At 66.0% G+C, this 17721-nt stretch carries 14 protein-coding genes; 8 read left to right on the top strand and 6 right to left on the bottom strand.

The features are described from left to right. Positions 1 to 234: 234 nt before the first annotated feature. A complete protein-coding gene (gene gbcA / locus IB255_RS14825; RefSeq protein WP_081519128.1) occupies positions 235 to 1524 on the bottom strand; it encodes a glycine-betaine demethylase subunit GbcA in 1290 nt (429 codons plus the stop codon). 429 nt (positions 1525 to 1953) lie between these two features. Here gbcA and gbcB point away from each other — a divergent pair, with 429 nt between their 5' ends. Then, a complete protein-coding gene (gene gbcB, locus IB255_RS14820) occupies positions 1954 to 3057 on the top strand; it encodes a glycine-betaine demethylase subunit GbcB (RefSeq protein ID WP_081519127.1) in 1104 nt (367 codons plus the stop codon). Positions 3058 to 3292: 235 nt separating this feature from the next. On the opposite strand, the gene fusA is transcribed toward gbcB, so the two are convergent. After that, on the bottom strand, positions 3293 to 5341 hold the full coding sequence (fusA, locus tag IB255_RS14815) for an elongation factor G (RefSeq protein WP_081519126.1): 2049 nt from the start codon (positions 5339 to 5341) through the stop codon (positions 3293 to 3295). Positions 5342 to 6252: 911 nt separating this feature from the next. Here fusA and IB255_RS14810 point away from each other — a divergent pair. Further along, positions 6253 to 6570 carry a heavy metal-binding domain-containing protein gene (locus tag IB255_RS14810; protein ID WP_017521552.1) on the top strand — a complete coding sequence of 106 codons (318 nt, stop codon included), beginning with the start codon at positions 6253 to 6255 and terminating at the stop codon, positions 6568 to 6570. A gap of 185 nt (positions 6571 to 6755) precedes the next feature. On the opposite strand, the gene IB255_RS14805 is transcribed toward IB255_RS14810, so the two are convergent. The 4 genes from IB255_RS14805 to IB255_RS14790 form a co-directional block, all read right to left on the bottom strand. Further along, on the bottom strand, positions 6756 to 7799 hold the full coding sequence (locus IB255_RS14805; protein WP_081519125.1) for a low specificity L-threonine aldolase: 1044 nt from the start codon (positions 7797 to 7799) through the stop codon (positions 6756 to 6758). A 75-nt stretch (positions 7800 to 7874) separates the two neighbouring features. Next, a complete protein-coding gene (locus IB255_RS14800) occupies positions 7875 to 8306 on the bottom strand; it encodes a hypothetical protein (RefSeq protein WP_192210528.1) in 432 nt (143 codons plus the stop codon). 113 nt (positions 8307 to 8419) lie between these two features. Continuing rightward, positions 8420 to 9100, bottom strand: coding sequence for a hypothetical protein (locus tag IB255_RS14795; RefSeq protein ID WP_081519123.1), 681 nt, complete (start codon positions 9098 to 9100; stop codon positions 8420 to 8422). A gap of 65 nt (positions 9101 to 9165) precedes the next feature. Continuing rightward, entirely contained in the window at positions 9166 to 9693 is a 528-nt protein-coding gene (locus IB255_RS14790; RefSeq protein ID WP_081519122.1) for a hypothetical protein, read from the bottom strand. A 241-nt stretch (positions 9694 to 9934) separates the two neighbouring features. On the opposite strand from IB255_RS14790, the gene glyA reads away from it, so the two are divergent. The 6 genes from glyA to IB255_RS14760 all read left to right on the top strand — a co-directional run bounded on the left by glyA (position 9935) and on the right by IB255_RS14760 (position 17536). Then, the gene (gene glyA, locus IB255_RS14785) at positions 9935 to 11188 is read left to right on the top strand and encodes a serine hydroxymethyltransferase (RefSeq protein ID WP_081519121.1); all 1254 of its coding nucleotides are present in this window, start codon (positions 9935 to 9937) and stop codon (positions 11186 to 11188) included. Positions 11189 to 11302: 114 nt separating this feature from the next. After that, positions 11303 to 12553 (top strand): sarcosine oxidase subunit beta, encoded by a 1251-nt coding sequence (locus tag IB255_RS14780; protein ID WP_081519120.1) that lies wholly within the window; start codon positions 11303 to 11305, stop codon positions 12551 to 12553. A gap of 13 nt (positions 12554 to 12566) precedes the next feature. Further along, complete coding sequence (locus IB255_RS14775) at positions 12567 to 12893, top strand: sarcosine oxidase subunit delta (RefSeq protein WP_081519119.1); 327 nt, start codon at positions 12567 to 12569, stop codon at positions 12891 to 12893. Next, positions 12893 to 15913 (top strand): sarcosine oxidase subunit alpha, encoded by a 3021-nt coding sequence (locus IB255_RS14770; RefSeq protein WP_081519118.1) that lies wholly within the window; start codon positions 12893 to 12895, stop codon positions 15911 to 15913. The genes IB255_RS14775 and IB255_RS14770 overlap by 1 nt, the downstream gene beginning before the upstream one ends. A 74-nt stretch (positions 15914 to 15987) precedes the next feature. Next, a complete protein-coding gene (locus tag IB255_RS14765) occupies positions 15988 to 16623 on the top strand; it encodes a sarcosine oxidase subunit gamma (protein ID WP_081519117.1) in 636 nt (211 codons plus the stop codon). Positions 16624 to 16678: 55 nt separating this feature from the next. Beyond that, complete coding sequence (locus IB255_RS14760; RefSeq protein ID WP_192210527.1) at positions 16679 to 17536, top strand: formyltetrahydrofolate deformylase; 858 nt, start codon at positions 16679 to 16681, stop codon at positions 17534 to 17536. Positions 17537 to 17721 lie beyond the last annotated feature (185 nt).

Below are 17721 nucleotides of genomic sequence, written 5' to 3'. Positions count from 1 at the left end.
GAGCGCAGCGATACCCATCAATTCACGACCGCGCTTCGCCGATGGGTATCGCTTCGCTCCACCCATCCTACAAAGAGCACAGCGACAGGGATCAGCGCTTGCGCCAGCAGGCAAAGAGGTTCCACGCCACCAGGCCGGTGACGAAAGCGGAGCTGCTGTAGAAGAGCATGGCGTCCACGTGGCTTCCTCCTGAACGACAACGCCCCCGTAGAGGGGGCGCTGGATGGCTGGGGCTTACTTCTCGGCGACCAGGCGGGCGTGGGCGGATTCCTCGCCCAGGTTGTTCAGCAGCCGCTCGCTGTACCAGTCGAGGAAGTTGATCACGCCGAACTCGTAGGTCTTGGAGTACGGCCCCGGCTGGTAGGCGGTGGAGTTGATGCCGCGCTGGTTCTCCTCGGCCAGGCGACGGTCCTGGTCGTTGGTGGCATCCCAGACTTCGCGCAGGCGGGCGACGTCGTAGTCGACGCCTTCCACCGCATCCTTGTGCACCAGCCACTTGGTGGTGACCATGGTTTCCTGCGCGCTGATCGGCCACACGGTGAAGACGATCAGGTGGTCGCCCATGCAGTGGTTCCACGAATGCGGCAGGTGCAGGATGCGCATCGAGCCCAGGTCCGGGTTCTGGATGCGGCCCATGAGCTTCTTGCTGCCCTGCTTGCCGTCCATGGTCATGGACACGGTGCCCTGCAGCAGCGGCATGCGCACAATGCGGTTGCGCAGGCCGAAGCTTTCATGGGCATAGGGAATCTTCTCGGCTTCCCAGGCGGTGGTGCAGGCGGCGACCTGGTCCTTGAACGCCTGGCTGGCACGCGGGTCGGTGACGTCGTCCCACTCCAGCAGGGTGTTCAGCAGCTCCGGGTGCGAGCCGTTGCAGTGGTAGCACTCGCGGTTGTTCTCCAGCACCAGCTTCCAGTTGGCCTTTTCCATCAGCGTGGTCTGCACCGCGACCTTGGTGTTCTCCATGTCGTACGGCTCCATGTAGTGCTCGAGCGTACGCAGGAAGTCATCGATGGCCGGCGGGTTCTCCGACAGCGAGATGAAGATGTAGCCGCCGGCGGTCTTCACGTTCACCGGCTTGAGGCTGTAGTTCTTCATGTCGAAGTCGGCGCCCATCTCGGTGCCGGCGAACAGCAGGCGGCCGTCCAGCTCGTAGGTCCACTGGTGGTAGGGGCAGACCAGCTTGGCGACCTTGCCCTTGTCGCTGACGCACAGGCGCGAGCCACGGTGGCGGCAGACGTTGTGGAAGGCGTGGATCTTGCCTTCCGCACCGCGCAGGACGATCACCGGGTTGTCGCCGATCTGCAGGGTGAGGAAGTTGCCCTTGGCGGGGATCTCGCAGGTCATGCCAGCGATCAGCCACTCCTTGTGGAAGATCTCCTGCATGTCCAGCTGGAACAGGCGCTCGTCGTTGTAGAAGGGCTGCGGCAGCGAGAAGCTGTGGTCGCGGCTGCGCAGCATCTCGGCGGTGGCCTTGCGGGCCGGTTCCAGCGGGTCGCCCAGACTCAGGGTAGTGGTGACGTCCATTGCTCGGTCCTCATGCCGCAGCCCGGTCGGGCTGCCGGCGGAAATAAGTGGCTGATACGGTTTGCCACGCAGGGCTTGTTTGCGGCAGGTGCCAGGCGCGCCGAGTGCGCCGTTTCCCGCCGTCTCGCTCAACCTTGGGAGTTGCTCGGCATGGAGCTGAGTGTGGGGCCGCACCCCGGGATTACCCTTATCCATGGGCGACACGGCCACATCATTTCCCGACGCGCAACGGCACGTCCCAGGCGGCAGGTCGCGATAAGCATGCAAATGTCGCTGGCAGGTAAATGCAGCGGCCATCCTCGTGCACACAATCCGCCCCATCAGGCATGCCGAAAGGCCCCGTGCTTTCTACGCTCAAGCGACGTAGGCAAACGGGCCCCGGCGCTGCCCCATCAGGCCCAGCACGGCCCGCGTGCGCGGAGAGACAGCATGTCGACGAACAACTTCCTCAATCCGGTGAATACCCAGACCTGGGCCAACGGGCGCCACCTGGTGCGCTGCGTGAAGGCCATCCAGGAAACCTGGGATGTACGCACCTTCTGCTTCATGGCCGACGCGCCGATCATGTTCTTCTTCAAGCCGGGGCAGTTCGTCACCCTGGAGCTGGAGATCGACGGCCAGCCGATCATGCGCTCCTACACCATCTCCAGTTCGCCCTCGGTGCCCTACAGCTTCTCCATCACCATCAAGCGCGTGCCCGGCGGCAAGGTGTCGAACTGGCTGCACGACAACCTCAAGGAAGGCGACCAGATCCCGGTGCACGGGCCGGTGGGCAACTTCAACGCCATCGACTTCCCCGCCGAGAAGGTGCTGTTCCTTTCCGGCGGCGTCGGCATCACCCCGGTGATGTCCATGTCGCGCTGGTTCTTCGACACCAACGGCAACGTCGACATGGTCTTCGTGCACAGCGCGCGCACGCCCAAGGACATCATCTACCACCGCGAGCTGGAGCACATGAACTCGCGGATCAACAACTTCAAGCTGTACCTGGTCTGCGAGAAGTACGAGATGGGTGAGTCCTGGGCCGGCTACCGGGGCTTCCTGAACAAGGCGATGCTGCAGCTGATGGCGCCGGACTTCCTCGAGCGCGAGGTCTTCTGCTGCGGCCCGACGCCCTACATGCACGCGGTCAGGCGCCTGCTCGAAGCCGAGGGCTACGACATGTCGCGCTACCACGAGGAGGCCTTCGGCCCGACCCCGCCGGAAGTCCGCGCCGACGTGAAGGAACTGGCCGCCGAAGCCGCCGAGGCGCCGGCCGTGCCCCTGGCCGATCAGAACCTGGTGGAGTTCTGCGAGACCGGCAAGAGCATCCGCGTGGCACCGGGCGAGACCGTCCATGCCGCCGCCGCGCAGCTCGGCCTGCACATTCCCAAGGCCTGTGGCATGGGCATCTGCGGCACCTGCAAGGTCATGAAGCGCTCGGGCGAAGTGGAGATGGAGCACAACGGCGGGATCACCGACGAAGACGTCGCCGAAGGCTACATCCTGTCCTGCTGCAGCGTGCCCAAGGGTGACGTGGTGATCGAGTACTGATCACAGCCTGCCCCCACCTGTCCCACACGTTACCCACTGAGTTATCCACAGGCTGAAGGTGTCCCGAGGCAAGCTCGGAGACACCTCTGGCCGAACCGGCTGGCCGCCTCGATCCCGTCTGCAACCCTTATGCCACGTGGCTTTCACCTTTTCCGTGAACACGCCGGGCCACCGCGTGCGGAGGCCCAGCCACGGGCCTTTTCGGGCAGCGGCTGCGACAACTATCCACATTCGCTCAGTCTTCTTCCGGGACGGCCTTGTAGCCACTCGACAGGCGCTGCTGCACGTCCTGTGGGACGGCGCTGTAATGGCTGGAAGAAAGGCTGTAGAGCCCCTGGCCGGCGGTGATGGATTTCAACCGGTTGGCGTAGCCGTCCAGCTCCGCCAGCGGCACCTGCCCGCGCACCAGCGCGACGCTCGCCGACAGCGACTCGGTGCCCAGTACCTGGCCCCGGCGGCCGGTGAGGTCGGCGGTGATGTCGCCCAGGTGGGTATCCGGCGTGGTCACCTCGATCTGCATCACCGGCTCCAGCACGATGCCGCCGGCATTGCGCAGCGCATCGAGCATGGCCTTGCGCCCGGCGGCCTGGAAGGCGATGTCCTTGGAATCCACCGAGTGGCTCTTGCCGTCGAACACCGTGACCTTCACGTCCTCCACCGGGAAACCAGCCAGCGGCCCGGCCGCCAGCGCCGAGCGCACGCCCTTCTCCACCGAGGGAATGAAGTTGCCGGGAATCACCCCGCCCTTGATCGCGTCGACGAAGGCGAAGCCTTCGCCGCGCGGCATTGGCTCAATGCGCAGGTAGACCTCGCCGAACTGCCCCGCCCCGCCAGTCTGCTTCTTGTGCCGGCTGTGGCCTTCGGCGCTGCGGGTCGCCGTTTCGCGGTAAGGCACGCTGGGCGCGCGAGTCTGCACTTCCAGCTTGTACTGCCCGGCCATGCGCTCGAGCAGATAGCGCAGGTGCAGCTCGCCCATGCCGCGCAGCACGGTTTCCTGGGTGGAGGCGTTGTAATCCAGGCGCACGCAGGGGTCTTCGGCTTGCAGGCGCTGGAGGATTTCCGCCAGGCGCTGTTCGTCGCCGCGGCGGCTCGCCTCGATGGCCAGGCCCTGCATGGGTGTGGGGAAATCCAGGGGCTTGAGGTGGATGTGGTCCTCGTCGTGGGAATCGTGCAGCACCACGTCGTACTCCAGTTCGTCGACCTTGCTCAGCGCGCCGAAGTCACCGGGGATCAGCCACGGCGCCTCTTCGTGCTTCTTTCCCTGCAGGCGCAACAGATGGCCGACCTTGAACGGCTTGCGTCCATCGCCGGCGAACAACTGCATCTCCCGGCGGATCGTGCCCTGGTGCACGCGGAACACCGCGAGGCGGCCGACGAAGGGGTCGATCACCACCTTGAACACATGGGCCAGCACGTGGGCGGCCGGGTCGGGGCTGGCCTTAACCGGGTGCTCGGTGCCCTTGTCATCGGTGCGCAGGAACAGCGGCGGGTTGCCCTCGGTAGGGTTCGGCGCGAGGCGCGCGAGGATGTTCGCCAGCTCCGGCACGCCGGCGCCGGTGCGGGCGGAGACAAAGCACAGCGGAATCAGGTGGCCTTCACGCAGGGCGCGCTCGAAGGGTTCGTGCAGCGCCTCGGGCGCTACCTCGCCCTCCTCCAGGTAATGCGCCATCAACGCCTCGTCGACCTCCACCACCTGGTCCACCAGCGCCTGGTGCGCCTCGGCCACCGAGGAGAAATCCGCCTCGCCGTCGGGATTGAAGAAACAATCCACAACCCGTGCTCCGCCCTCGGCAGGCAGGTTGATGGGCAATACCTCCTTGCCGAACGACTCGCGCAAACCCGCCAGCAGGCCCGGCAGGTCGATGCGCTCGGCGTCGATCTTGTTCACCACCAGCATCCGACACAGCCCGCGCTCGCCGGCCCAATCCATCATGCGGCGGGTGCTCAGTTCGATGCCGTTCTGCGCATTGACCACCACCAGCGCGGTTTCCACCGCCGCCAGAGCCGGCAGTGCATGGCCGATGAAGTCGGGATAACCAGGCGTATCGATCAGGCGGACCTGCGCGCCCTCGTGCTCGAAGTGCACCAGGGCAGCGGCCAGCGAGTGGTGGTATTCGCGTTCCAGCGGGTCGGAGTCGCACAGCGTGTCGCCGCGCTCCAGCGAGCCCATGCTGGGAATGGCGCCGCTGTGCTGCAGCAGCGCTTCGGCAAGCAGGGTCTTGCCGCTGTCGCCGTGGCCGACCAGGGCCACGGTGCGGATCTGTTCCACCGAGTAACTGGACATGCTGAATCTCCCGCCCCCAGGGTGAGTGAAGTATAGGCAGCGGGCCCTGCGCCCCTGGACAAATATTGATCAGCCCAGCGCAAACCAGACACAACGGGCTTTCCAGCGATTCATCCACAACCCGCCCACAAGTTCCCGGCAGAACGCTGCACAGCCAATGTGGAAAACCCGCCGGAAAATTCGCTGAAAGCCAGTAACGGCGCGACTTTCGCCAATTGATCAAAAAACGTACTAAGCAGACTGGGCCGCGCCGCGCGTGGCCTGCAGCGATCTGGGTACAGGTTGTCCACACCTTCTGCGAGATTCGCCCCACAGGCACTGTGGAAAGTTTCACGCAGCCCGCATCACTGGGGAAAAGTCGCCGTGGATCAGTCGCTTGCATCCTTCGCTGATCAATCTTTGAACAACCCTTTGGAAGCCCCGCTGCCCGTGGCGCCGACGATGTTTTCCACAGGAGGCACACAAGTGGGTCAACACAAACCGGGGATAGCGGTGGAAGGATCGTGCACAGGAATTTCGTCGCAATCGATACACAGGCCCGCAAGTGATTGAAAACACGCGACTGCTCAGAAAATAGCCAGCTTCAGGGAAACCCCGTACCATCGGCTCCGCAGCCACTGCCCAACAGTTTTTCCACAGGTTGGGCAAGCTTGCCTCCACAGCGGCTGTGGAGATCTCCACACCTCACCCAGAAACCTCTGAAAGCCACGAATGACGGCGCTTCTCTGAAATTCTGCGACGATTTTCGGTCGTTCATGAAAGTGCCATGCCGCTGTCATTTTCCACCCCTTTATCCACAGCTTTATCACAAGGTTTCCCCCGGATTTCCGCCAAATGCTGAAACACAGCCGGCGCGGCCTTCGGTGGGGTGCGGGGCTATGCTGGATTTCCCCCAGCAGAGGAGTCAGCCCATGATCCTGACCACCACGCCCACCATCGAGGGCAAGACCATCCAGGAATACCGCGGCATCGTGGTCGGCGAGGCGATCCTCGGCGCGAACGTGTTCCGCGATCTGTTCGCCGGCCTGCGCGACATCATTGGCGGCCGCTCCGGGGCGTACGAGAAGGAACTGGGCAGGGCGCGGGAGATCGCCTTCGAGGAGCTGCAGGAGCGCGCGCAGGAGCTGGGCGCCAATGCCGTGGTCGGCATCGACCTGGATTACGAGGTCGTGGGGCAGAACGGCAGCATGCTGATGGTCAGCGTGAGCGGTACGGCGGTGCGTATCTGACGTCGAGGGTACCTGTAGGAGCGCGCCACGCGCGCGATCGCGGGCATGGCCCGCTCCTACAGGCATTGGTCAAATCTTGAGCAGGATGATGCAGGCCATGCCGACCGTGGCCTGCAGGCATTCATCCACAGGTTGGGGACAGGTTGCGCGAGCAACCGTCCCCAGCGCCTGGGGACAACTCAGGCTCAGGCGCCCATCACCCTACGAATGTCAGCCGCCAGCTCTTCGACCCGGGCGATCTCGGTATCCCACGAGCACATGAAGCGCGCGCCGCCGGCGCCGATGAAGGTGTAGAAGCGCCAGCCCAGCTGGCGCAGGGCTTCCAGGGCGGGCTCGGACATCTGCAGGAACACGCCGTTGGCTTCCACCGGGAACATAAGCTGCACACCCGGCACGTCGGCGACGCGCTCGGCCAGCAGTTGTGCACAGCGGTTGGCGTGGCTGGCGTAGTGCATCCAGGCGTCATCCTGCAGCACGCCGACCCAGGGCGCGGCGAGGAAGCGCATCTTCGAGGCCAGCTGGCCGGCCTGCTTGCAGCGGTAGTCGAAGCCTTCGGCCAGTTCGCGGTTGAAGAACAGGATGGCCTCGCCCACCGCCATGCCGTTCTTGGTGCCGCCGAAGCAGAGCACTTCGACGCCGGCTTTCCAGGTCAGCTCGGCCGGGGTCGCGCCAAGGAAAGCGCAGGCGTTGGAGAAACGCGCGCCATCCATGTGCAGGTGCAGGCCCAGCTCGCGGCAGGTAGCACTGAGCGCCTGCAACTCGTCCGGGCGGTAGACGGTGCCGACCTCGGTGGCCTGGGTGATGGTGACCACCCGCGCCTTCGGGTAGTGGATGTCCTGGCGCTTGAGGGCGATCTCACGGATCGCCTCCGGGGTCAGCTTGCCCTGGGCGTCGGTGCGCGCCAGCAGCAGCTTGGAGCCGTTGGAGAAAAACTCCGGCGCGCCGCACTCGTCGGTCTCGACGTGGGCAGTCTCGGCGCAAATCACGCTGTGGTAGCTCTGGCACAGCGCCGCCAGGGCCAGGGAGTTGGCCGCGGTGCCGTTGAAGGCGAAGAAGACTTCGCAGTCGGTCTCGAACAGTTCGCGGAAATAATCAGAGGCGCGGGCGGTCCACTGGTCGTCGCCGTAGGCGCGTTCGTGACCGCGGTTGGCTTCGGCCATGGCCGCCCAGGCTTCGGGGCAGATGCCGGAGTAGTTGTCACTGGCGAACTGTTGGGTGTTGTCGGTCATGGCGCTGCCTCGGAACTGCACGGAAAGTCAGTCAGCAGCGTAGCGAAATCCCCGCCTCTCGTGCACCCGCCGGTCTTACATGCGCTGGTTCACGTAGGACGTCACGAACTGCTGGGCATCCTGGGTCTCGGAGAGTCCCTGGTCGTAGCAGACCTTGCGACCGCTGCGCTCGCCGGGGAGCATCACTTCGCCACACTCGCCACGCAGCACCAGGGCAACAGGCTCCTCCCGCCGGGAATGGAGCTTGAACAGCGACTCATCCAGCAGGCTCAGCCCATCCATCCGGTGGATGCGCATGTTCCAGGCATGATCGACGCCGCCAATACGCACCAGAAACATGTTGGCCCGGCGAGGCCCGATCTGCTCCACCCATACCTTGACGCCGTCGGCGCCGCTGTAGGCTTTGATTTCATGGACCGGCGCCGGCATCTGCGTCGCCTGCACGGAAAGCGACAGCAGGGCCGCCAGGAATACAGGCAGGCCTCTCGTCTTGAAATTCATGGTCATCCACCTCTTCCCGGCGTTGGGGGTAATTAACGACGCCGGGAATTTTCCTAAGAACTAGGCACGGTGGAGGATCAGAAAGTGGGACGACCCCCTGTCAGAACTCTCTTGATCGATCAGGGCAACTTGGTCAGCGCCATCTGCTCGGAGATCGGCACGAACAGCTCGCGCAGGGACTGGGCGGTGCCGCCGTTGGGCTTGTCCGGCGAGGTCATGTTGAGCACGTAGCGGCCCTTGATCAGGCCGGTCAGGCTGGATTCGCCGGCCTTGTCGTCCGGGCCCGGCACGCTGATGGCCAGCGGGTCGCCCATGCGGGTGCTGTCGATCACCGGCAGGTACTGCTCGCCGCCGAACTGTGCGGCGGTGCCATTCTGCAGCGCGGCCTGGCGGGCCTGGTTGAGCAGCGAGACGTTCTTGGCGGTGGTGTCGCGCAGCTTGGCCTGGGCGGCCAGGTACTGCCTGGCGGCCTCGCCCTGCTGGTCGGCGCCCGGCGCCGGCAGGCCGGTGTCAGTCAGGGTCACGACCAGATGCTGGCTGCCATCGGCCTTGCCGTAGACGATGGTGGCGTCATCGTAGCCGCACTCGCGGGACAGGTAGGGATAGCCGTAGACGGCCTTGGTCGGCGGCAGCGCCTTCTCCAGTACATGGCCGGTGCAGCTGTCGCCCGCCGGGGTGGCCGCGGCGGCGGTGCCGGCAGCTTCGGGCGCGTCGGCCTTGGCGGGTTTGCTGTCGTCACCACAGCCCTGCAGTGTCGCGGTGAGCAGCAGGGCGGAAAGCAGAGTCAGGGAACGGTTCATGGCGTCCTCGCATTTCGTGAGGGGCGCAGTTTAGTCCCTTGGCCCAGCGGTTCCTATCGGCAGCTTCATTGCGGGGGGTTGCAGACCCAGCGCCCCTGCTTCTCGTCATAGCCGGCATCGATCACCGCCACCCCGGCGCCGCGTGCTTCCAGGCAGAAGGTCTTCATGAAGGTCGCCCGCTGGCCGTCCCCGGCACTGTCGCGCCCGCCGAGGGTGACGTTGTACAGGCCAGGCTCCAGGGCCCGTGCCGGGACTTTCTCGCGGAAGCCGGTGATGGCCTGGCCATAGGCGAAGCAGGTCTCGCTGCGCAGCGGTACACCCTGGGTCGGTTCGATGCTGGCCGACGACCAGAACGGCTCGTAAGGCTGGCGGGCGACTTCGATGGAATATACGGCCACTTGCCGTTCATCCACCTGCCGCGTGCGGTTGAAGAACAGGCCGGGCGACTTGAATGCCGCGCCGCCGAAGCACAGCGTCCGGCCCTGCACCCAGACCCGCGCGTCGCCGTCAAACAGGCGCGACATGCCCCAGGCCGACAACGCCGGCGCCAGCAGCGCAAGGCACAGCGAACCACATAAGAAGAAGCGCTTCATCGGGCAGGGCTCCGCGGGCCGCGCCGTCCTGGCGCGGGCATGTCGCATTCTGACCAGCCGTCGCGTGCAATTCCACGCACGCGGTCGCTTTTGCGCCCTTCGCGGCATGTCGCAAACGCACCTACCCGCGACGTGCGCAGGCATCTGGGCTGACGGGGCCAGTCATACCATCGCTTCCAAGGGGGCCAGCTCGCGCCCCGCACCAGCCATGGCGCCCCACCGCGCCGCAGGGAGACCAGCGATGTTCAGCAAGCAAGACCAGATCCAGGGTTATGACGACGAACTGCTCGCGGCGATGGATGCCGAGGAAGCGCGCCAGGAGGACCACCTCGAGCTGATCGCTTCGGAGAACTACACCAGCAAGCGCGTCATGCAGGCTCAGGGCAGCGGGCTGACCAACAAGTACGCCGAAGGTTATCCGGGCAAGCGTTACTACGGTGGCTGCGAGCATGTGGATAAAGTCGAGCAGCTGGCCATCGATCGCGCCAAGCAGCTGTTCGGCGCCGACTACGCCAACGTCCAGCCGCACTCGGGCTCCTCGGCCAACTCCGCCGTGTACCTGGCGCTGATCAATGCCGGCGACACCATCCTGGGCATGAGCCTGGCCCACGGCGGCCACCTGACCCACGGTGCCAAGGTGTCGTCCTCGGGCAAGCTCTACAACGCCGTGCAGTACGGCCTGAACACCGACACCGGGCTGATCGACTACGACGAAGTCGAGCGCCTGGCCGTGGAGCACAAGCCGAAGATGATCGTCGCCGGCTTCTCCGCCTACTCCAAGACCCTCGACTTCCCGCGCTTCCGCGCCATCGCCGACAAGGTCGGGGCGCTGCTGTTCGTCGACATGGCCCACGTCGCCGGCCTGGTTGCCGCCGGTCTGTACCCGAACCCGCTGCCCTACGCCGACGTGGTTACCACCACCACCCACAAGACCCTGCGCGGCCCGCGCGGCGGCCTGATCCTGGCGAAGTCCAACGAAGAGATCGAGAAGAAGCTCAACTCCGCCGTCTTCCCCGGCGCCCAGGGCGGCCCGCTGATGCACGTGATCGCCGCCAAGGCGGTGTGCTTCAAGGAAGCGCTGGAGCCCGGCTTCAAGGACTACCAGGCCCAGGTGATCAGGAACGCCCAGGCCATGGCTTCGGTGTTCATCGAGCGCGGCTACGACGTGGTCTCCGGTGGCACCGACAACCACCTGATGCTGATCAGCCTGGTGAAGCAGGGCCTGACCGGCAAGGAAGCGGACGCCGCCCTGGGCCGTGTCGGCATCACGGTGAACAAGAACGCCGTGCCGAACGATCCGCAGAGCCCGTTCGTCACCTCCGGCATCCGCATCGGCACCCCGGCGGTGACTACCCGTGGCCTGAAGGAAGAACAGTGCCGCGAGCTGGCCGGCTGGATCAGCGACGTGCTGGACCACCTGGGCGACGCCGACGTGGAGGCCAAGGTGGCCACCCAGGTCGCGGGCCTGTGTGCGGACTTCCCGGTCTACCGTTGAGAAATTTCAGCCGTCTGTAGGAGCGAGCTTGCTCGCGATCCCGACAACTCATTCGCGAGCAAGCTCGCTCCTACAAAGAGCAGCCACGGCGACAAGAACAATCAGGAGCACCCCATGCAACGCTACTCCGGCTTCGGCCTGTTCAAGCATTCCCTGAGCCACCACGAGAACTGGCAGCGCATGTGGCGCACGCCCACGCCCAAGCAGGTCTACGACGTGGTCATCGTCGGCGGCGGCGGGCACGGCCTGGCCACGGCCTATTACCTGGCCAAGGAGCACGGCATCACCAACGTCGCGGTGGTCGAGAAGGGCTGGCTGGGTGGCGGCAACACCGCGCGCAACACCACCATCGTGCGTTCCAACTACCTGTGGGACGAGTCGGCGCTGCTCTACGAACACGCCATGAAGCTGTGGGAAGGCCTGTCCCAGGACCTCAACTACAACGTCATGTTCTCCCAGCGCGGGGTCTACAACCTCTGCCACACCCTGCAGGACATGCGTGACGGCGAACGCCGCGTGAGCGCCAACCGCCTCAACGGCGTCGACGGCGAGCTGCTCAATGCCCAGCAGGTGGCCGAAGAGATTCCCTACCTGAACTGCACCAAAAGCGCCCGCTACCCGGTCATGGGTTCCACCGTGCAGCGTCGCGGCGGCGTGGCCCGCCACGATGCCGTGGCCTGGGGCTTCGCCCGCGCCGCCGATGCCCTCGGTGTGGACTTGATCCAGCAGACCGAAGTGATCGGCTTCCGCAAGCAGGACGGCGCCGTCATCGGCGTCGAGACCAACCGCGGCTTCATCGGCGCCAAGCGCGTCGGCGTGGTCACCGCCGGCAACTCCGGGCACATGGCCAAGCTCGCCGGCTTCCGCCTGCCGATCGAATCGCACCCGCTACAGGCACTGGTTTCCGAGCCGCTGAAACCCATCATCGACAGCGTGATCATGTCCAACGCCGTGCATGGCTACATCAGCCAGTCGGACAAGGGCGACCTGGTCATCGGTGCCGGCATCGACGGCTACAACGGCTACGGCCAGCGCGGCTCCTACCCGGTCATCGAGCACACCCTGCAGGCCATCGTCGAGATGTTCCCGGTGCTCTCGCGCGTGCGCATGAACCGCCAGTGGGGCGGCATCGTCGACACCACCCCGGACGCCTGCCCGATCATCGGCAAGGCCCCGGTGAAGAACCTGTTCTTCAACTGCGGCTGGGGCACCGGCGGCTTCAAGGCCACCCCCGGCTCGGGCAATGTCTTCGCCGCCACCCTCGCCAAGGGCGAGCCGCATCCGCTGGCCGCGCCCTTCTCCATCGAACGCTTCCACACCGGCGCGCTGATCGACGAACACGGCGCTGCCGCCGTCGCGCACTAAGAGGGCAAAAACCATGCTGAATATCTTCTGCCCTCATTGCGGCGAGCTGCGTTCCGAAGAGGAATTCCACGCCAAGGGCCAGGCGCACATCCCGCGCCCGCTCGACCCGGCTGCCTGCACCGACGCCGAGTGGGGCGAGTACATGTTCTTCCGCGATAACCCGCGCGGCATCCACCACGAGCTGTGGGTGCACGCCGCCGGCTGCCGCCAGTACTTCAACGTCACCCGCCACACCGTGACCTACGAAATCCTGGAAACCTACAAGATCGGCGAAAAACCAAGCATCAGCGCCGAATCCGAGAAGAAATCCGCCGTCCAGCCCGCCGTGGAGAAGGCCTAATGAGCCAGATCAATCGCCTGTCCCGTGGCGGTCGCATCGACCGCAACAAGCCGCTCACCTTCAGCTTCAACGGCCAGAGCTACCAGGGCTTCGCCGGTGACACCCTGGCCGCCGCCCTGCTGGCCAACGGCGTCGACATCCTCGGCCGCAGCTTCAAGTACTCGCGCCCGCGCGGCATCGTCGCCGCCGGCGCCGAAGAGCCCAACGCCATCCTGCAGATCGGCTCGCGCGAATCCACCCAGGTGCCCAACGTGCGCGCCACCCAGCAGGCCCTGTACAGCGGCCTGGTGGCGACCGCCACCAACGGCTGGCCGAACGTGCAGAACGACCTCATGGGGATCTTCGGCAAGGTCGGCGGCAAGCTGATGCCGCCCGGCTTCTACTACAAGACCTTCATGTACCCGCAGTCCATGTGGCTGACCTACGAGAAGTACATCCGCAAGGCCGCAGGCCTGGGCCGTGCGCCCACCGAAGTGGACCCGGACAGCTACGACTGGATGAACCACCACGCCGACGTGCTGATCGTCGGCGCCGGCCCCGCCGGCCTCACCGCCGCGCTGGCCGCCTCGCGCAGCGGTGCGCGGGTGATCCTCGCCGATGAACAGGAAGAGTTCGGCGGCAGCCTGCTCGACACCCGCGAGACCCTCGACGGCAAGCCGGCCGAGGAGTGGGTGGCCAAGGCCATCGCCGAGCTGCAAGGCAACCCGGACGTGATCCTGCTGCCGCGCGCCACGGTCAACGGCTACCACGACCACAACTTCCTCACCATCCACGAGCGCCGCACTGACCATATCGGCGAGACCGCTCCGCTGGGCCAGGTACGCATGCGCGTACACCGGGTCCGCGCCAACCGCGTGGTGCTCGCCGCCGGCGCCCACGAGCGCCCGCTGGTGTATGGCAACAACGACGTGCCGGGCAACATGCTCGCCGGCGCTGTCTCCACCTATGTCCGCCGCTATGGCGTGGCACCGGGCAAGAAACTGGTGCTGTCCACCAACAACGACTACGCCTACCGCGTCGCCCTGGACTGGCAGGAAGCCGGTCTGCAGGTGGTCGCCATCGCCGACGCCCGCCCCAATCCGCGCGGCGAATGGGTCGAGGAAGCGCGCAAGCGCGGCATGCGGGTCATCACCGGCAGCGCAGTGATCGAGGCACGCGGCAGCAAACGCGTGACCGGTGCGAAGGTCGCCTCCATCGACACCTTCCGCCACAAGGTCAATGCGCCCGGTGAGTGGCTGGACTGCGACCTCATCGCCAGCTCCGGCGGCTACAGCCCGGTGGTGCACCTGGCTTCGCACCTGGGCGGCAAGCCGGAATGGCGCGAGGACATCCTCGCCTTCGTTCCCGGCCTGGCCTTCCAGAAGCGCCTCTGCGCCGGCGCGGTGAACGGCGTATTCCGCCTCGCCGACGCCCTGGCCGACGGCTACCAGGCCGGCAGCCAGGCCGCTGTCGACGGCGGCTTCAAGTCCGTCGAAGGCGAGCTGCCGGTGGTTGCCGAGCGCGCCGAGGACGCCACCCTCGCGCTGTTCCAGGTGCCCCACGAGAAAACCACGGCGCGGGCGCCAAAGCAGTTCGTCGACACCCAGAACGACGTCACCGCCGCCGCCATCGAACTGGCCTGCCGCGAGGGCTTCGAGTCCATCGAGCACGTCAAGCGCTACACCGCGCTGGGCTTCGGCACCGACCAGGGCAAGCTGGGCAACATCAACGGCCTGGCCATCGCCGCCCGCGCCCAGGGCAAGAGCATCGCCGACACCGGCACCACCATGTTCCGCCCGAACTACACCCCGGTGACCTTTGGCGCGGTCGCCGGCCGTCACTGCGGCCACCTGTTCGAACCGGTGCGCTTCACCGCCCTGCACGCCTGGCACGTGAAGAACGGCGCCGAGTTCGAGGACGTCGGCCAGTGGAAGCGCCCGTGGTACTTCCCCAAGCGCGGCGAAGACATGCACGCCGCCGTGGCCCGCGAGTGCCGCGCCGTGCGCGATTCGGTCGGCCTGCTGGACGCCTCGACCCTGGGCAAGATCGACATCCAGGGCCCGGACGCCCGCGAGTTCCTCAACCGCGTCTACACCAACGCCTGGACCAAGCTGGATGTGGGCAAGGCCCGCTACGGCCTGATGTGCAAGGAAGACGGCATGGTCTTCGACGATGGCGTCACCGCGTGCCTGGCGGACAACCACTTCGTCATGACCACCACCACCGGCGGCGCGGCGCGCGTCATGGAGTGGCTGGAGCTGTACCACCAGACCGAATGGCCGGAGCTGAAGGTGTACTTCACCTCGGTCACCGACCACTGGGCCACCCTCACCCTGTCCGGCCCCAACAGCCGCAAGCTGCTGGCCGAAGTCACCGACATCGACCTGGACAAGGACGCCTTCCCCTTCATGACCTGGAAGGAAGGCAAGGTCGCCGGCGTTCCGGCGCGGGTGTTCCGCATCTCCTTCACCGGCGAACTGTCGTACGAGGTGAACATCCAGGCCAACTACGCCATGGGTGTGCTGGAGGCCATCGTCGCCGCCGGCGCCAAGTACAACCTGACGCCATACGGCACCGAGACCATGCACGTCCTGCGCGCCGAGAAGGGCTTCATCATCGTCGGCCAGGACACCGATGCCTCAGTGACCCCGGACGACCTGAACATGGGTTGGGCGGTGGGTCGCACCAAGCCGTTCTCCTGGATCGGCTGGCGCGGCATGAACCGCGCCGACTGCCAGCGCGAAGACCGCAAGCAGCTGGTTGGCCTCAAGCCCACCAACCCGATGGACCTGCTGCCCGAGGGCGCGCAACTGCTGTTCACCCCGCAGCACAGCATCCCCGCGACCATGGTCGGCCACGTCACCTCCAGCTACATGAGCAGCAGCCTGGGCTACAGCTTTGCCCTGGCGGTGGTGAAGGGCGGCATCAAGCGCCTGGGCGAGAAGGTCTATGCCCCGCTGGCGGACGGCCGGGTGATCGAGGCGGAAATCTGCAGCTCGGTGTTCTACGACCCGAAAGGCGAACGGCAGAACGTGGATTGATCCCTCGCGCCCGCTCCCCACACGGAGCGGGCTGACCGATTTCCAGGCGCAACGCGCCCCAAGGTGAACAGAACATGAGCAAAGCCAACCTCTACCAGCAACGCCCCGAAGACGGCATCCAGGCCGAGTCGCCCCTGCACCACGCCGAGCTGGACAAGCTCGCCGCGCGCAAGGTGGCCAACGCCGGCGTGACCCTGCGCGAGAAGAAGTTCCTCGGCCACCTGACCCTGCGTGGCGATGCCCACGACCCGGCCTTCGCCGGCGGCGTGCACAAGGCCCTGGGCCTGGAGCTGCCGGTGGCCCTGGGCCTGGTGGCCAAGGGCGAAACCTCGCTGCAGTGGCTCGGCCCGGACGAGTGGCTGCTGATCGTCCCCGGCGGCGAGGAGTTCGCCGTCGAACAGCGCCTGCGCGAGGCGCTGGGCGAAGAACTGCACTACTCGGTGATCAACGTCAGCGGCGGCCAGACCCTGCTGGAGCTCGAAGGCGCCAAGGTCCGCGAAGTGCTGATGAAGTCCACCGGCTACGACGTGCACCCGAGCAACTTCCCGGTGGGCAAGGCTATCGGCACGAACTTCGCCAAGTCCCAGCTGGTGATCCGCCATACCGGCGAGCACACCTGGGAGCTGGTGGTGCGCCGCAGCTTCTCCGACTACTTCTGGCTGTGGCTGCAGGACGCCTGCGCCGAGTACGGCCTGCAGGTAGCGGCGTAACAGGCGTCGATTCCCCCTGCCGCACCGGCGGGGGGAAATCCTTCGGAGTCAGACCATGAGCCGCACCCCCGAAACCTGGATCCTTACCGCCGACAGCCCGAGCTTGCTGGGCACGGTGGACGTGGTCACGCGCTACCTGTTCGAACAGAGCTGCTACGTCACCGAGCACCACTCCTTCGACGACCGCCTGGCGCAGCGCTTCTTCATCCGCATCGAGTTCCGCGCCGGCGACGGCTTCGACGAAGCGGCCTTCCGCGCCGGCCTCGCCGACCGCGTCTCGCCCTTCCAGATGAACGTCGAACTGACCCCGCCGGGCTACCGCAGCAAGGTGGTGATCATGGTCTCCAAGGCCGACCACTGCCTGAACGACCTGCTCTACCGCCAGCGCATCGGCCAGTTGCCGATGGACGTGGTAGCGGTGGTCTCCAACCACCCGGACCTGGAACCGCTGGCGCGCTGGCACGGCATCCCCTACCACCACTTCGCCCTCGACCCCAACGACAAGGGCGCGCAGGAGGAGAAGGTCTGGCAGGTGATCGAGGAAACCGGCGCCGAACTGGTGATCCTCGCCCGCTACATGCAGGTGCTGTCCCCCGAGCTGTGCCGCCGCCTGGACGGCTGGGCGATCAACATCCACCACTCGCTGCTGCCCGGTTTCAAGGGCGCCAAGCCCTACCACCAGGCCTACCAGAAGGGTGTGAAGCTGGTCGGCGCCACCGCCCACTACATCAACAACGACCTCGACGAGGGCCCGATCATCGCCCAGGGCGTCGAGCCTGTGGACCACTCCCACTACCCCGAGGACCTGATCGCCAAGGGCCGCGACGTGGAGTGCCTGACCCTGGCGAAAGCCGTGGGCTACCACATCGAGAAACGCGTCTTCCTGAACGCCAACCGGACGGTGGTGCTCTAGAGCGGCGGCAGGCTGCAGGCGAAAGGCTGCAGGCAACAAGCAGGTAGGGCGGATAACGCCGCAGGCGTTATCCGCCGTGACGCCCGAACGGCGGATGGATGGAGCTCATCCGCCCTACGTTCCGACCTGGACTGTGGCGCTCGCGGTAAAGCGCCCTCTCCCCAATCCTCTCCCTGAAGGGAGAG

Origin of the sequence: Pseudomonas sp. PDM22, assembly GCF_014851965.1 — a bacterium.
In the GTDB taxonomy this organism is placed as follows: domain Bacteria; phylum Pseudomonadota; class Gammaproteobacteria; order Pseudomonadales; family Pseudomonadaceae; genus Pseudomonas.
The sequence above is the reverse complement of the archived record's forward strand: the minus strand, read 5'-3'. Positions and strand labels throughout refer to the sequence as shown.

Coding starts and splice junctions, on each gene's coding strand:
- gbcA (WP_081519128.1), bottom strand. CDS start 1,524: ATGGACGTCACCACTACCCTGAGTCTGGGCGACCCGCTGGAACCGGCC.
- gbcB (WP_081519127.1), top strand. CDS start 1,954: ATGTCGACGAACAACTTCCTCAATCCGGTGAATACCCAGACCTGGGCC.
- fusA (WP_081519126.1), bottom strand. CDS start 5,341: ATGTCCAGTTACTCGGTGGAACAGATCCGCACCGTGGCCCTGGTCGGC.
- IB255_RS14810 (WP_017521552.1), top strand. CDS start 6,253: ATGATCCTGACCACCACGCCCACCATCGAGGGCAAGACCATCCAGGAA.
- IB255_RS14805 (WP_081519125.1), bottom strand. CDS start 7,799: ATGACCGACAACACCCAACAGTTCGCCAGTGACAACTACTCCGGCATC.
- IB255_RS14800 (WP_192210528.1), bottom strand. CDS start 8,306: ATGACCATGAATTTCAAGACGAGAGGCCTGCCTGTATTCCTGGCGGCC.
- IB255_RS14795 (WP_081519123.1), bottom strand. CDS start 9,100: ATGAACCGTTCCCTGACTCTGCTTTCCGCCCTGCTGCTCACCGCGACA.
- IB255_RS14790 (WP_081519122.1), bottom strand. CDS start 9,693: ATGAAGCGCTTCTTCTTATGTGGTTCGCTGTGCCTTGCGCTGCTGGCG.
- glyA (WP_081519121.1), top strand. CDS start 9,935: ATGTTCAGCAAGCAAGACCAGATCCAGGGTTATGACGACGAACTGCTC.
- IB255_RS14780 (WP_081519120.1), top strand. CDS start 11,303: ATGCAACGCTACTCCGGCTTCGGCCTGTTCAAGCATTCCCTGAGCCAC.
- IB255_RS14775 (WP_081519119.1), top strand. CDS start 12,567: ATGCTGAATATCTTCTGCCCTCATTGCGGCGAGCTGCGTTCCGAAGAG.
- IB255_RS14770 (WP_081519118.1), top strand. CDS start 12,893: ATGAGCCAGATCAATCGCCTGTCCCGTGGCGGTCGCATCGACCGCAAC.
- IB255_RS14765 (WP_081519117.1), top strand. CDS start 15,988: ATGAGCAAAGCCAACCTCTACCAGCAACGCCCCGAAGACGGCATCCAG.
- IB255_RS14760 (WP_192210527.1), top strand. CDS start 16,679: ATGAGCCGCACCCCCGAAACCTGGATCCTTACCGCCGACAGCCCGAGC.